Annotated in this window: 13 protein-coding genes; 5 read left to right on the plus strand and 8 right to left on the minus strand. The window is 64.9% G+C overall.

Features of this window, described 5'->3' with window-relative positions; all coding sequences use genetic code 11:
- Positions 1-15: 15 nt before the first annotated feature.
- Complete coding sequence (locus tag ASB57_RS05065) at positions 16-1,347, minus strand: MATE family efflux transporter (RefSeq protein ID WP_057655918.1); 1,332 nt, start codon at positions 1,345-1,347, stop codon at positions 16-18.
- Positions 1,348-1,575: 228 nt separating this feature from the next.
- Here ASB57_RS05065 and ASB57_RS05070 point away from each other — a divergent pair, with 228 nt between their 5' ends.
- Positions 1,576-2,043 carry a MarR family winged helix-turn-helix transcriptional regulator gene (locus tag ASB57_RS05070; protein ID WP_057651101.1) on the plus strand — a complete coding sequence of 156 codons (468 nt, stop codon included), beginning with the start codon at positions 1,576-1,578 and terminating at the stop codon, positions 2,041-2,043.
- Positions 2,040-2,984: a LysR family transcriptional regulator gene (locus ASB57_RS05075; protein ID WP_057651102.1), complete on the plus strand. Its 945-nt coding sequence runs from the start codon at positions 2,040-2,042 to the stop codon at positions 2,982-2,984. Before ASB57_RS05070 ends, ASB57_RS05075 begins: the two co-directional genes overlap by 4 nt.
- 40 nt (positions 2,985-3,024) lie before the next feature.
- On the opposite strand, the gene ASB57_RS05080 is transcribed toward ASB57_RS05075, so the two are convergent.
- Genes ASB57_RS05080 through ASB57_RS05090 form a run of 3 tightly spaced genes read right to left on the minus strand, consistent with a single transcriptional unit; the run spans position 3,025 to position 6,128 of the window.
- Positions 3,025-3,903 carry an oxaloacetate decarboxylase gene (locus tag ASB57_RS05080; protein ID WP_057651104.1) on the minus strand — a complete coding sequence of 293 codons (879 nt, stop codon included), beginning with the start codon at positions 3,901-3,903 and terminating at the stop codon, positions 3,025-3,027.
- A gap of 49 nt (positions 3,904-3,952) precedes the next feature.
- On the minus strand, positions 3,953-5,260 hold the full coding sequence (locus ASB57_RS05085) for an MFS transporter (protein ID WP_057651106.1): 1,308 nt from the start codon (positions 5,258-5,260) through the stop codon (positions 3,953-3,955).
- A 22-nt stretch (positions 5,261-5,282) separates the two neighbouring features.
- Entirely contained in the window at positions 5,283-6,128 is an 846-nt protein-coding gene (locus ASB57_RS05090; RefSeq protein WP_082621385.1) for an amidohydrolase, read from the minus strand.
- Positions 6,129-6,472: 344 nt separating this feature from the next.
- On the opposite strand from ASB57_RS05090, the gene ASB57_RS05095 reads away from it, so the two are divergent.
- On the plus strand, positions 6,473-7,309 hold the full coding sequence (locus ASB57_RS05095) for an alpha/beta fold hydrolase (RefSeq protein ID WP_057651108.1): 837 nt from the start codon (positions 6,473-6,475) through the stop codon (positions 7,307-7,309).
- A 79-nt stretch (positions 7,310-7,388) separates the two neighbouring features.
- Entirely contained in the window at positions 7,389-8,522 is a 1,134-nt protein-coding gene (locus ASB57_RS05100; RefSeq protein WP_057651110.1) for an NAD(P)/FAD-dependent oxidoreductase, read from the plus strand.
- A 73-nt stretch (positions 8,523-8,595) separates the two neighbouring features.
- On the opposite strand, the gene ASB57_RS05105 is transcribed toward ASB57_RS05100, so the two are convergent.
- Together ASB57_RS05105 and ASB57_RS05110 are read right to left on the minus strand one after the other, a co-directional pair.
- A complete protein-coding gene (locus ASB57_RS05105; protein ID WP_057651112.1) occupies positions 8,596-9,156 on the minus strand; it encodes a DUF924 family protein in 561 nt (186 codons plus the stop codon).
- Positions 9,153-9,542, minus strand: coding sequence for a DUF1801 domain-containing protein (locus ASB57_RS05110; protein WP_197424963.1), 390 nt, complete (start codon positions 9,540-9,542; stop codon positions 9,153-9,155). The genes ASB57_RS05105 and ASB57_RS05110 overlap by 4 nt, the downstream gene beginning before the upstream one ends.
- An 87-nt stretch (positions 9,543-9,629) precedes the next feature.
- On the opposite strand from ASB57_RS05110, the gene ASB57_RS05115 reads away from it, so the two are divergent.
- On the plus strand, positions 9,630-10,853 hold the full coding sequence (locus ASB57_RS05115) for a hypothetical protein (RefSeq protein ID WP_057651114.1): 1,224 nt from the start codon (positions 9,630-9,632) through the stop codon (positions 10,851-10,853).
- 49 nt (positions 10,854-10,902) lie between these two features.
- Here ASB57_RS05115 and ASB57_RS05120 read toward each other — a convergent pair whose 3' ends face one another.
- Both ASB57_RS05120 and ASB57_RS05125 read right to left on the minus strand, forming a co-directional pair.
- On the minus strand, positions 10,903-11,706 hold the full coding sequence (locus ASB57_RS05120; protein WP_057651116.1) for a class I SAM-dependent methyltransferase: 804 nt from the start codon (positions 11,704-11,706) through the stop codon (positions 10,903-10,905).
- 36 nt (positions 11,707-11,742) lie between these two features.
- Positions 11,743-14,850: an FAD-binding and (Fe-S)-binding domain-containing protein gene (locus ASB57_RS05125; protein WP_231755343.1), complete on the minus strand. Its 3,108-nt coding sequence runs from the start codon at positions 14,848-14,850 to the stop codon at positions 11,743-11,745.
- Positions 14,851-14,861: the final 11 nt, after the last annotated feature.

Below are 14,861 nucleotides of genomic sequence, written 5' to 3' on the forward strand. Positions count from 1 at the left end.
TCAATTCCTTAGGGGTTAGTGTTCGGAGGGTGTCCGGGTCCATTGCCCGGACTTGACCGACAGGGCGATGCACACGCCATAGACCAGCATGGCAAGCGCGCCGGCAGAGAAGAAGGCGGTCAGCGAGCCGGTCAGCGACAGCGCGATGCCGCCCGCCCCGGCATACAGCGCCAGGCGCAGCGCGCCCGCCAGCAAGGGCCATTTCAGCTTGCGCGCGCCCTGCGACGCGAAGTAAAGCGAAAAGCCCAGCGCGAAGAAGCCGAAGAAGGGGCCGACGATGCGCAGGTAGCGGGCGCCGGTCTCCAGCATCAGCGGGTCGCTGCCGAACAGGCGCAGCCAGGCTTCCGGCCACAGGGCGGCAAGGATGCCGACGATCTCGGCCAGGGTGAAGGCCATCAAGCCGCCGGTGAGCGCGATGCGGCGCGCCCGTTCGGCCTGGCCGGCGCCGATATTGGCCCCGACCAGGGCCACCATGGGCGCCCCCAGGCCGAAGGCGATGGGGATCACCAGGTATTCCAGGCGCGCCGCCGTGGCGTAGCCGGCCAGGGCTTGCGTACCGGCGTAGGCGCTGACGATGGCGGTGGTGATGGCGATCAGGCTGTTGGTCAGCACGGGATTGAGGCAGGCGATGCCGCCCACCGCCAGGATATTGCGCATGGGCGCCCAGTGCAGGGGGCCCCGGTGCAGGCGCGCGAGATTGCGGCCGCTGACGCAGTAGTAGCCCAGCACCAGCGTGCCCGCGCCGTAGTAGGCCACCAGGGCCCAGGCGCCGCCCGCCACGCCCAGCGCGGGCACCGGCCCCACACCGAAGATCAGCGCCGCGGCGGCCGGGATCAGCAGGAAGGCGCCGCCGCAGATCACCGCGCCCGGCACCAGCATATTGCCGGTGCCGCGGATCACGCTGGCCAGTGCGTTCATCGTCCACATCAAGGGCAGGCCGGCGAACAGCACGTGCCCATAGGTCCGGGCGTATTCGAGCGATGGGCCGGTGGCGCCCAGGCGCTGGAACAGCGAATCGTTGAAGACCAGGAACAGGGCGGTGAAGGCGATGCCCACCAGCGCGTTGAGGACGACGGCATGGCGGGCCTGCGAATCCGCCAGCGCGCCGTTGCCGGCGCCCAGTGCGCGGGCGATCGCCGACGAGATGCCGCCGCCCATGGCGCCCTGCGACATGTTCTGCATCAGCATCAGCAGGGGAATGACCACCGCGACGCCGGCCAGGGCGTCCGTGCCCAGCTTGGCCAGGAACCACATCTCCACCAGGCCGGTGGAGGACTGCGCCAACATCATCAACAGATTGGGCCAGCCCATGCGGATCAAGGTCGCGGCGATAGGCGCTTCCAGCATGCCGCGCAGGCGCGCATTGGACACGGGCGTAGCAGGGGCTGTAGCCGCGGTGAGGGAAGGCGTGGCGGACATGGGTTCCTCGATGACGCTATGAGTGCGTTTCCGGGATGACGATCCTGGGACTAGGCTTGCAAAATTACTGGCATACACCAGTAATTCGCCAAATGTACTGGCATATGCCAGTATCGGTCAAGGTGCGTTAAAGTGAAGGCTTCCCTGGAGATAGACATGCCCCGGCCGCCTGTTGCGCGCATCAAGGACCCCCTCGTCTGTAACGGCGCTGCCTTGCGCAAGGCCACGCGCCGGCTCACGCAGCTCTATGACGCCGTGCTGGCCCCTTGCGGGCTGACCATCGTGCAGCGTTCCGTGCTGGTCCACATCGAGCGCGGCAACGAGCCGACGCCGTCGGAACTGGCCCATGCCATGGTGCTGGACCTGTCCGCGCTGGCGCGCAGCCTGAAGCCCCTGGAGCGTGACGGCTATCTGGTGCAGAAGCCTGACGAGCGCGACGGCCGCAGCCGCCGTGTCGTGTTGACGGCGCGGGGCAAGGCCAAGCTGGCCGAGTCCAATGTGTTGTGGCGCAGGGCGCAGGGCCGCTTCGAAGAAGTCTACGGGGTGCAGCGCGCCGCGGCCTTGCGCCAGTCCCTCGCGGAAATTTTTTCGGATGAGTTCGCCGAGGCCTTCAATCAAGCATGAAGCACTACACCCTGGCCCAGATGGAGGCCTTTCTGGCCATCAGCGAGTGCGGATCCTTCCGTATCGCGGCGGAGCGGCTGGGCATCACGCAGCCATCGATCTCGCTACGCATACGCGATCTGGAGGCTGCCCTGGGCAGTTCGCTGTTCGTGCGCGGGAAAGGGGGCGTGCGGCTGTCCGAGGCCGGGCAGATCGCGCAACAGTACGTGCAGCGCGGCTTCGATGTGCTGCAGGAGATGGAACGGCGCCTGAGCAGCGGCGATCCGCTGACGGGATCCTTGCGCGTGGGCTCTTCCAACACCTTCGCCCTGAGTTGCCTGCCGGCCTTGCTGGCCGAGCTGGAGCGGCGTCATCCGACCCTGCGCGTGGAGTTGACCATCACCAACAGCGCGGCGCTGCGCCAGCAGCTGGATGCGCAGAAGCTGGACATCGCTTTCATGGTCGACGCGCCGTCCGATCCGCTGCATGTCGTGGAACCGCTGGCGCTCTGCGAAATCGGGTGGTTCTCGCGGCCGGTGGCCACGGCCGCGGCGCGCACGCTGCGCGCGACCGATCTGCGCGAGCGCCGGATCGTGACGATGCCGCCGGCTTCACCGTTTCATACCATCATCAGCGAGTGGTTCGCGCGGGCCAAGGTGCCGCTGCCCACGCTGGATATCTGCAACGACATGGCGACCTTGGTACGCCTGGTGCGCATGGGCGTGGCCGTCAGCGTGTTGCCGGTGTGCCTGGTGGAGCAGGATCTGGCTGCGGGCGGGATCGTGCGGCACAAGACGGTGCCGGCTTTCAAGCCCCTGGTGCTTTACGCAGCCCATCGCGCGAAGGCGCGCGGACGGGCGGCCCGCGTCATCATCGACATCGCGCGCGATGTCGTGGCCAACGCGGGGCCGTATGTGAAGCCGGTGACACCGCTGGCGCCACCGGCTTTTGCGCCGGGCTGAGGCTTACGCCTCCAGCGACCGGCTTTTGCCGACCTGAGGCTTACGGCGCGGCGTACTGCTTTTCCAGCTTGTCGTAGTGCGGCTTGTCGACCAGACGCTGGCGTTCATTGAAGGGCACCACCAGGTTGGGGTCTTCTTCCAGCATGCCCGACTTCGACAGGGCGGCGAACGCCTTCTGCATGCCCAGCACCGCGCCTTGCAGGCCGGCGTTGGCATACAGCACGATGCCGTAACCCAGTTCACCCAGGCGATCGCGCGACAGGGCGGGGGTCTTGCCGCCGATGACGATGTTCATCAGCAGCGGGCGCGGCAGAAGCTTGGGCAGCTTCTCGACTTCGTCCAGCGTCGTCACGGCTTCGACGAACAGCACGTCGGCGCCGGCTTCGGCGAAGGCGTGCGCGCGCTCGACGGCCGCTTCGAAACCATGGATGGCGCAGGCGTCGGTACGGGCCACGATCAGCGTGTTGGGATCATGGCGGGCGTCCACGGCCGCGCGGATCTTGCCGAGCATTTCCGCGGTCTCGATGACCGCCTTGCCGCTGAAGTGGCCGCACTTCTTCGGGTTGACCTGGTCTTCCAGCTGGATGGCGTCGGCGCCCGCGCGTTCGAACGTACGCACCGCGAAGCCCACGTTGACGGCGTTACCGTAGCCGGTGTCGGCGTCGATCAGCAGCGGCAGGTCGACGGCGTCACGGACGCGGGCGGTATGGTCGGCCATGTCGGTCAGGCCGATGAAGCTGAGGTCGGGCAGGCCCAGGTACATATTGGTGACGCCGGCGCCGCTCAGGTACAGCGACTCGAAACCGGCGTCGGCGGCCACGCGGGCGCTCAGCGCATTGAAGGCGCCGGGCATCAGCAGGCCCTGGCGGCGTTCGATCAGTGCGCGAAAATCGGCGCGGCGTTTGGCGGAATCGGACATTCTGTTCTCCTTCGGATGGGTTCTTGCTTATGGACGTAGTGGCGCGAGTTTACGACGTTGCAGGCACGGCGGCCTGCGCCCGTTTGCGGAAATGATGCAGCGGCAGCACGAGTACGACGGTGATCACCAGGATCAGGCCCATGACCGCCAGGCCCGCGGAAAAACTGCCCGTCTTTTCCTTGGCCCAACCGATCACATAGGGGCCGGCGAAACCGCCCAGCGCCGCGATGCAGTTAATGTAGGCGAAACCCGCCGCCGCGCCTATGCCCGTCATGATACGGCCGGGGATGGCCCAGAAGATGGCGCGCGCCGCGGTGACACCGACCAGGGCCACGGTCAGGCTGACCATCGAGCTGACGCTGCCGTGGGCGAACACCGCGAAGCCCAGGCCCACCGCGCCGACCGCGCAACTCCACGCCAGATTGCCCAGCGAATTGCCGCTACGGTCGGAGTGCCGCGCCCAGAGCAGCATGCCGATGCTGGCGAAGGCATAGGGGATGGCCGACACCAGGCCGATTTCCAGCGGCGTCGACAGGAATTGCTTGAGTATCAAGGGCAGCCAGATGCCGACGCCGTAGGACCCGACGGTGAAGCCGAACTGGATCAGGGCCAGCAGGTGCACACGCGGATCGCGCAGGGCGGCGGCGAAGTCCTTGCGGGGCTTTTCGCGCTGTTCGCTGGCCAGCATGTTCTTGATCAGGCCGCGTTCAGGAAGGGTCAGCCATTTGGCCTTGTCGGGGCTGTCCGCCAGAACGAACAAGGCCCAGATGCCGACCAGGGCCGTCGGCGTGCCTTCCAGCAGGAACATCCATTTCCAGCCGCTCAGGCCCCACACGCCGTCCATGTACAGCAGCGAACCCGACAGCGGGCTGCCGATCAGCGAGGACAGCGGGATGGCCAGCAGGAACCAGGCCAGGATGCTGGTGCGATAACGCGCGGGAAACCAGCTGGACAGGAAGAAGGTGACGCCGGGAAAGAAGCCGGCTTCGGACAAGCCCAGCAGCAGGCGCGCGCCGTAGTAGCTGTAGGGGCCCACGACCAGCGCCATGACCGCGGAGCAGATGCCCCAGGTGATCATGATCCGCGCCAGCCACAGGCGGGCGCCGTAGCGGAACAGCAGCATGTTGCTGGGGATTTCGAACAGGCAATAGGCCAGGAAGAAGATGCCGGCGCCGAAGCCGAAATGACTTTCGCTCAGGCCGATGTCCTTGTTCATCGTCAGGGCCGCGAAACCGATATTGGTGCGGTCCAGATAATTCAGCAGATAGCCAAGGATCAGGACAGGCAGAAAACGCCAGGCGATTTTCTTGATGACGGCGCGTTCCGCTTCGGGGGCGGCTTCGATATGGTTTTGCATGATTTGTCTCCGGGATGTTTTTTTAGAATCCGAACAGTCGCCGCGGCGTGTCGCACCAGATGACAGCGCGCTGTTTGGGATCCGGGACCCAGAGTTCAAAATCCTCAAGGCATTGCTCGTAGCGTTGCGTGTCCTCGTGCGATACCCAGGGCCAGTCGCTGCCCCACAGCAATTGTTCAGGGCCGCCCGCGTTCAGCAGTTCCTGGGCGTAGGGCTGAGGCGCCCGGCCACCCAGGCGGTAAGGGGCGGACAGCTTGACCCAGGTGTCGCCGGCGCCTACGCCCTTGAGCACTTCGCGGAAGCCCGCGCCGTTGATGCCTGTGTCCGGCTCGGGGGAACCGAAGTGGTCCACCACCACCGCCGCGCCGCCGCGCCGTATGGCGGGCAGGATGTCGGCCATCTTGTGGCCTTCGACGTACAGCTCGATATGGAAGCGGTGTTCGCGGGCGCGGGCGAACAGGCGCTGGTACTCCACGCCGGCGGGATCGGGCAAGGTGTCGCGCCGCAGCCAGTTCAGGCGCAGGCCGCGCATGCCGCTGCGATAGAGCGCGTCAAGGTCATCGTCGCCGATTTCCGGCGCCACGATGGCGGTCCCGCGCAGCCGGTCGGGATAGCGTTGCAGGGCGTCGAGCAGCAGCGAGTTATCGGTGCCGTAGAAGCTGGGCTGGGTCAGCACGCCATGGGAAATGCCGTGCTTGTCCAGCAGAGCCAGGAAATCTTCCGCGGTGATGTCGTGCTTGGGTTCCGAATGCCGTCCTTCGACCAGCTTGGCGTCCCGAACCATGATGTGGGCGTGGCAATCGACGCGCTGAACGTCGCCCGTGCGCGACTGGGGGTGCGCGGCGGGGGCCGGGGTATTGCGTTGCATGTAGCCTGTCTCTTTGTTATCGCGTGGGGGCCGCGGGGGCAGGGTGGGTTCGTGGGGAAGTATGCCCGCGCCCGCCGTCGGTGTTCTCTATCCCGGACTTTAAGGAGGGGGTGGTCATTTGTCCAATTGGTAGTTATTGCAGAAATCGATTGGAAAAACCAATGCATTTTCCTGAGCGCTTCGTCCTAAAAGATCACCAGTCAGGTGCAAGTCAGCGGGCCATATGCGACCGAGGGGTATCGGCATATGAATCTTTGAAGTCGAGCCTTCCCCGCGGCGCGGCAACCGTGTAAGGTCGCAACGCGATGTCCGCTCATTCACCTTTCACACCGATGAGGTCTGCCATGCCGTTCGTGACGACGAAAGATAAGGTTGAGATTTTCTACAAGGACTGGGGTCCCAAGGACGCGCAGCCCATAGTCTTCCATCATGGCTGGCCGCTTTCCTCCGACGACTGGGATGCCCAGATGCTGTTCTTCGTGCAGAAGGGCTATCGGGTGGTGGCGCATGACCGGCGCGGTCACGGGCGGTCGACGCAGGTGTCGGACGGCCACGACATGGACCACTACGCGGCGGACGCCTTCGCGGTGGTCGAGGCGCTGGATCTGAAGAACGCCGTTCACATCGGCCACTCGACCGGTGGCGGCGAGGTGGCGCGCTACGTCGCCAAGCATGGCCAGCCGGCCGGCCGCGTCGCCAAGGCAGTGCTGGTCAGCGCGGTGCCGCCGCTGATGTTGAAGACCGAGAACAACCCGGAAGGCTTGCCCCTGGAAGTGTTCGATGGCTTCCGCAAGGGCCTGGCCGACAATCGCGCGCAGTTCTTCCTGGACGTTCCCAGCGGTCCCTTCTACGGCTTCAACCGTGAGGGCGCGACCGTGCATCAAGGGGTGATCCAGAACTGGTGGCGCCAGGGCATGATAGGCAGCGCCAAGGCGCACTATGACGGCATCAAGGCGTTCTCGGAGACGGACCAGACGGAAGACCTGAAGGCCATCACCGTACCGACCCTGGTCCTGCATGGTGAAGACGACCAGATCGTACCGATCGCCGACGCGGCCCTGAAGTCCATCAAGCTTCTGAAGAATGGGACCTTGAAGACATATCCTGGGTACTCGCACGGGATGTTGACCGTGAATGCTGATGTGCTCAACGCGGACTTGCTGGCCTTCATCAAGGCGTAAAGCAGCCTGAGCAGCAGCCTGAGTACGCGGAGCCGGTTCCCCCGGACCGGCTCCGTCCATATGTTCAGTCAGGATAGGTATGAGCACTGCAATCGCGATCATCGGCGCCGGCCTTGGCGGCTTGACACTGGCTCGGGTGCTGCACGTCCACGGCATCGCGGCGACCGTCTATGAAGCCGAGGCTTCGGCCACCGCCCGCACGCAAGGGGGCATGCTCGATATCCATGATTACAACGGCCAGCTTGCGCTGAAGGACGCCGGGCTGTTCGATGCTTTCGAGAAACTGATACATGTCGGCGGGCAGGCGTCGCGGGTGCTCGATCAACGGGGCGATGTCCTGTTCGACGAGTCGGACGATGGTACCGGTGGCCGACCGGAAGTGCGCCGTGGCGATCTGCGGCGGATGCTGATCGATGCGCTGCCCCAGGGCGCCATCCGTTGGGGGCACAAACTGGCGGCCGCCAGTCCGCTGGGCGATGGCCGCCACACCTTGACCTTCGAAGATGGGACGACCGCGACCGCGGATCTGCTGGTGGGTGCCGACGGGGCGTGGTCCAAGGTTCGTCCATTGCTGTCGGCGGCCAGGCCGGAATACATCGGCAGGGTGTTCATCGAGACCTATCTGTTCAATTGCGATGTCCACCACAGGCCTAGCGCGGAGGCCGTGGGCAGTGGCTCCCTGTTCGCGCTGGCGCCGGAGAAAGGCATCTTCGCGCACCGTGAACCGGACGGTGTGCTGCACACCTACGTGTCGCTTTCCAAATCACGCGATTGGATTTCCAGTATCGACCCCGCGCGGCCCAAGCAAATGTTGGAGCGTGTGGCGGACGAGTTCGCCGGATGGGCGCCGGCCTTGACCGCCTTGATCACCGATGGCGAGACGGACCCGGTGTTTCGTCCTATCCATGCGCTGCCTGACGGTCATCGCTGGAAGCGCGTGGCTGGCGTGACCCTGGTGGGCGATGCGGCGCACCTGATGGCGCCTTCTGGCGAAGGCGCCAACCTGGCGATGTACGACGGCGCCGAGCTGGCGAAAGCCATCGCCGCCAGTCCCGCTGATCTGGAAACGGCACTGGCCGCCTATGAAAAAGCGCTTTTCCCCCGCAGCGCGTCCGCCGCCGCCGAGTCAGCCGACCTGCTGGAGGTCTGCTTCGGCGCCGAAGCCCCACATAGCCTGGTCGACATGTTTGCCAGTCACGAGGACGACGAATAGGCTGCTTGTCTGGCAGACCGGTACCTGCGGGCGTGCGACCGTGCGCGCAGGCGCCGCCACGCCTGTCTGCGGCTTATCCCGCGAAGCCACCATTGTCGAGATACGCTTGCTCTTCCGCCGTCGTCTGCCGCATCAGCATCGCATTCCGGTGTGGAAAGCGGCCGAAGCGGCGGATGATGTCGCGGTGGCGTTCGGCATAGGACTGGTCCTCGCCTGCCAGAGTGGCGTGTAGCGCGACCGACAGATCCTGATCCGCAAGATCTTCGGAATGCTCAAAAGGCAGGTAGAAAAAAATGCGCAGACGCGGCTCTACGTGATCCGGATGTCCCTGTGCGATGGCCGAGCGGGCGTAGTGCCGAGCCAGCGGATCGGTGGCATACATATGCGCCGTACCGCGAAACGCGTTGCGCGGGAATTGATCCAGCAGGATCAGCAGCGCCAGCGCACCCGTCGGCGAGTGATCCCAGTCATCGAGATCGAGCCGTGCAGCAGCCATGTGCAGGTCGATATAGCCATCGTGGAAACGGCGATCGAAGTCTGGATTCTTGCGGAACCAGTCATTGCGACCACGACGCCAGAAAGCCACGACGTCATCGGCGGCATCAAGGGATGTGGAAGGCACGGCCGGATTCATTTCTTCTTCGATTGGTTCAAGGCCACGGCGGCGAGAATGAGAGCCTTGAATGCTGGCGCATCTATGGCTTCACCCTCGTGTATGTCGATAGCACGCCGGGTATTGCCATCCAGGCTGGCATTGAACAGCCCCGCGGGATCTTCCAGCGATGCGCCTTTGGCGAAAGTAAGCTTGACGGCCTGCTTATAGGTCTCGCCCGTACAGATCATGCCATCGCGTGACCATACCGGCACCCCGCGCCACTTCACTTCCTCCACCACGTCCGGCACCGCCTGCTTGATTAGCGCGCGGACATCCGCCAAGGTATTGCCACGCCAGTCGTTCAGTCCTGCAATCTTTTCGTCGATAAGTTGGGACGGGTCGGTTGTCTCGTTCATGTTGTTCATGCTCTCTGGCGGCGAATGTAAGATGGGAGTGGCGTGCTCTATGTGCGCATTCCAAACAGTGTAATTGCCTATCTCCCGGAGCCCTCAGTGCCGCGCAAGGATCACGCAAGCCCGTCAATCGCCAGCCCCATCACGTCCGATGGACGCTTTCCCATCGACCTGACCGGGCCGGGCAGCCACGTGCTGGTGCGCGAGCGTGGCGTGGGCAGCCTCGTCATCGGGCCCGCGGCACTGGGCAAGAACGCCGACCTTCACGTGGAGCCGCAGGAACGCATCGATTGGACGGTGTTCGACAACTTCAGCACGCCCGCCGGCTCCGAGTGGCCGCGCTTTCTGGATTACACGGGCGCGGACACGGGCTTTTTCGAGTGGGCGCGGCGCCGCCCGATCGAAACCATGACATGGACGGCGGTCTTGCCGGGCGAGACGTCCGTGGACGCCAGCCAGGCCAGCATCGGCCGCCTGATCATCAAGGTCGGTCAGGCTGGCAAGCATCTACGTCTACGCCTGCCCTCGGGAGAACTAAATCCCTATTTTTTCCTGAACCTGATGGGCGATCTTACGCGCATCACGGTGGAGGGCGATCTACCCCAGACGCTCATGCTGACACCAGCAACCGGCAAGACCGCGCACCGCGGCCCCTATCGGCTGCCGGACCTCGGCGCGCTACGGCAAGTCGAAAGCCTGATGCTGCAGAACGGTCCGCTCGCGCAGCCTGTCTCGCTCGAATGCCTGGCCGGCTTCACCAACCTGAAGTCCCTCTCTCTGCACGGCGCATTCCACGGCTTGGAGCAATTGGCGGCGCTGACGGGCCTGCAAGACCTTGCGCTGCGCTACATGCCCGATCTGGAAGGCTTGCCTGCGCTGGAGGCCTTTCCTGCCCTGGATAGCCTCATCGCCTTCAACGTCGACGAGGCCGCGGGCAAGCGCTTGCGCCAACAGATCAAGGCGCGGACGGCTGTCCGCCCCTGGGAAGGGCACGCGTCCGTCACGCAGTTGCGCAAGCCGGAGTGGTGGGAGCAAGAGTACGGCCGACCCTTCTCGGGATGGCCGGCGCGCCTGGCCAAGATCGCCAACACGGCCTATGACGAGGCGCTGGCCGGCCTGTCGAAGGCGCGCGACTTGATTGCCGCGCAGGCCGTCTTCACCGCGTTCACTGAACGCTTCAACACGCTCAAGGGAATAGAGACGGCGGAGCGCGACGACCTGGGCACGGCCATACTGCTGCTGAGCCTGACCCCCGCCGCGGCCGCGCTGGGCGTCAGCGAGGAGCAGGCGCAGCGCTGGTTCGACGAGCGTCGCGGCTACTGACGGCGCGTTGGGAGGGCGTAGGGACCCCGCATTGTCGTGGGGAGTGCCCTCAACCCGGCTTGCGGAACTTGAGGACGAACTGGTCGGTGTGGCCGCCGGTTCTGCGGATCATGGTGGCGAACTGACCCGCGCTGCCGCGCGCGGCGGGGCCGGATACGGGGGCGTCATGCGGGTCCTGCGGGTTGCGCAGGACGCTGCTTTCCGCTTCCAGCGTGAAGCCCGCGGCCAGCACCTGCTGTTTGACCGTTTCGGGATCGATACGGTGCAGAGTGTGCGCGCTGGTATCGCTGGTGCCTGCAATGGCCACATGGTCCACGACAATGAACACGCCACCGGGCTTCAGGGCACGGAATACCGCGGCATCGAGTTTCGCGGCGGCATCGGCGCCGACAAAGCCGTAGACGTCATGGTAATTGTCCGAAGTCCAGACCACATCCACGGGCGCGGAAAGGGAAAGGTCAGCCAAGGAGTGGCTGACCACCGTGACGTTGGCGTAGGCATCGCCAGGGATGCCCTGCGCCGTCGCCAGGGACTTGGGCGCGATCTTCAAAAATTCCTCGGGCACGAAAGCATAAACATGTCCGCTGGGGCCGACGGTCTTGCTGAAGATACGCGTGAAGTAACCCGCGCCCGGCATCAGGTCGACCACCTGGTCGCCCGGCTTGATGCCGCTGAAAAGCACCAGGTCGGCAGGCTTGCGCGCGCCATCGCGCTGCGTATCCGCACCTGGACGGTCGGGTGACGCGACGGCGGCGGTGACGGCGGCCGTCGTGTCGGCGCGTGGCGCCTGGGCGCAGGACGACAGCAGGAAAGCGGACGCGGTTGCGGCAAGCAGTACGGTCAAACGTTTCACGATACAAGCTCCATGACGGCCAGTTGCGAATCGATTCTACAAGCTTCGCAGCAGTACCGACACCGGATGCGGCAGGGCGGTCTGCGCCATCAGCTTGACCTGACTGCGGCATGAATAGCCCGTCGCCATCAGCCTGCCGCCAGCACGGTGTTCCTCGACGCTACCGGCCCAACTCTGCTGATAAATGGTTTCGGACGTGGCCCGATTGCTTGCTTCATGACCGAAGGTGCCGGACATGCCGCAGCAGCCACTGGGCAGCACTTTCATCGTCAAGCCCAAGGACTCGAACACCTTGCGCCATTGCGCCATGGCATTCGGGACATTGGTTTTCTCGGTGCAATGGGGCAGCAGCAGGTAAGGCGCGGGCGGTACTTGGCCGTCAGCGGCGGCCTCAGCCGTGGCCGTTGCAATCGACGCGGCAGAAACGCGCGGCGGCGTGGCTTCGAACTCGCGCGCCAGCCATTCCTGCAGCAGCCAGACCCGCGGCCCGTCCTTGGCCTCCGGCACGTCCTGATACTCACTCCGATACACCAGCGTCATCGCCGGATCGATACCGACCAGTTCAACCCCGGTCGCCGCCAGCGCGCGCAGCCGCGCCGTATTGCTGCGCGCGACCCGGCCGAAACGGCCCAGGAAGCCATGTACATGCAGCGGCTTGCCGTTAGGGTGATAGGGCGCCAGCATGGGCTGATAACCCAGCTTGCGCAGCAAGTTAAAGGTGTCCACCACCAGACTCGCCTCGAAGTGCGTGGTGAACGCGTCCTGCACGACGACGACAGCTTTTTCGCCCCGTTGCAACGCGGCCTTCACGCTGGCCGCCGATGCCAGCGCATAACCCGCCGCACCCAATTCCTTGACCACGCTGATCGTGCTCAAGGACGGAATGGCCAACAGGTTCAGCCGTCGCAACGCCTTCTGCACGACCCCCGCATTCAGCACGCCATTGCTCAGCCGCGGCGCCTTCGCCATCCAGGGCAGCATGGGCTCCAGGCTGCACAGCAGCCAGTCCTTGGCCGGCCGCAGGTAGCGCGAGTAGTACAGCTCCAGGAAGCGCGAGCGGAACGCGGGCACGTCCACCTTGATCGGACACTGCCCGGCGCAAGACTTGCATGCAAGACAGGTATCCATCGCATCCTTCACTTCATGGGAGAAGTCATATTCCCCACGTGCCTTGCCACGCTGATTGCGCCATCTTTGCGGCAAGGTCTTCAACGAGGAAAGCAGGCCGGATGCATCGCCCCGCCCAGGCGCATCCAGCACCGCCGCTTCGCCCGACACCGTCACCAGCCTCAGCCATTCCCGCAGCAAGCCCGCCCGTCCCTTGGGCGAATAGCGGCGGTCGCGCGTCGCTTTCCAGGAAGGACACATGGCGTCGTCCTGATCGAAGTTGAAACAGGCGCCGTTGCCGTTGCAATGCAGCGAGTCCTCGAACTCCCGCCGCACGGTGATGGGTATCACCCGGTCATGCTGTCCGCGGGTGGGCACCTCGTCGATACGCAGCAGGGCCGTCCCCGCCACCGTGGCGATCTTCCCCGGATTCAACTGCTGACGCGGATCGAACGCCGCCTTGATTTCCTGCAGGCGCGCATACAGCGGCCCGAAGAACTTGGGCGCATATTCCGACCGCATGCCCTTGCCATGCTCGCCCCACAACACGCCACCGTATTTCTGGGTGAGGGCGGCCACGCCATCCGTCACGGCGCGTATCAAGGGTTCTTGCGCGGGATCCTTCATATCGATGGCCGGCCGCACGTGCAGCACCCCCGCATCGGCGTGGCCGAACATCCCGTACACCAGCCCATGGCTGTCCAGCAGATGGCGAAACTCCGCGATGTAGTCCGCCAGGTGCTCGGGCGGCACGGCGGTGTCTTCGACGAAGGGAATCGGCCGTTTATCCCCCTTCATGCGGCCCAGCAGCCCCACTGACCGCTTGCGCATGGACCAGATCTCCTCGACCGCCGCATGGCCTTCCACGATGGAATGACTGAGCACGCCGCGCGCGCCACCGCCTTCATCGAACGTGGCGATGGCCCGCTGCAAGGCAGCCCGCAGCGCGTCCGGATCGTCGCTGGTGAATTCCACCAGATTCACGCCATCGAAATGCTCGGTCACGGGCGGGAAGTAACGGGCAATGGCGGGCCACGCATTGTCTTCGCGCGCCAGCTTGATGACCATCGGGTCGATGGCCTCGATCGACGCCGCGTCCAGGGCCAGCAAGCGCGGCGAATCGCGCAAGGCCGCGTCGAAGGACGAATAGCTGACGACGATGAGCGCCGCATGCTTCGGTATCGGCAGCAGATTCACCTTGGCTTCGACCAGGAAGCCCAGGGTGCCCTCGGAACCACAGAGGATGTTGTTCAGATTGAAGCGGCCCTCGTCGTCCCGGATGTGCGCCAGGTCATAGCCGGTCAGGCAGCGATTCAAGGGCGGGAAGTGAGCCTTGATCGCCGCGGCGTCGCTTTGATGGATGCCTTCGATGCAGCGATGCACGGCGCCGGCCAGGTCGTCCTGCCCGCTGATCTGCGTGAAGGCCTGTTCATCCAGCGCATGGGAGTGCCAGGTCTGGCCGTCCAGCAGAACGGTAGTCAGTTCAAGGACGTGATCGCGCGTCTTGCCGTAGCGACAGGACCCCTGGCCGCTAGCATCGGTACTGACCATGCCGCCTATCGTCGCCCGGTTGGACGTCGATAATTCCGGCGCGAAGAACAGGCCGTGGACTTTCACGGCTTTCTCCAGCTGGTCCTTGACCACGCCTGCCTGTACCCGCGCCCAGCGTTCCTCGACATTGATTTCCAGGATGCGGTTCATATGCCGGGAAATGTCCACCACCATCCCGTCGCCCAAGGATTGCCCATTGGTGCCCGTGCCGCCGCCGCGGGGATAGGCCTTGACCTCGCCGAAGCGCGGATCGCCCAGCAATTTGGCGACGCGGGTGACGTCGACCGTGGACCGGGGAAAGACGGTCAGCTGCGGCAGGACCTGATAGACCGAGTTGTCCGTCGCCAGGACGGTCCGCGTGGCGTAGTTGTCCTCGATGTCGCCTTCGAAGCCATGGAGCCGCAGCGCCGCCGCGAAGGAGGCATAGAGATCATTGGTCAGGGGAACGCGGTCGAGGCGGGGAATCATGCGGGGAAGGGCGGCCATGGCGTGCTGGG

The sequence above is a fragment of the Bordetella sp. N genome (genome assembly GCF_001433395.1).
In the GTDB taxonomy this organism is placed as follows: Bacteria; Pseudomonadota; Gammaproteobacteria; order Burkholderiales; family Burkholderiaceae_B; genus Bordetella_C.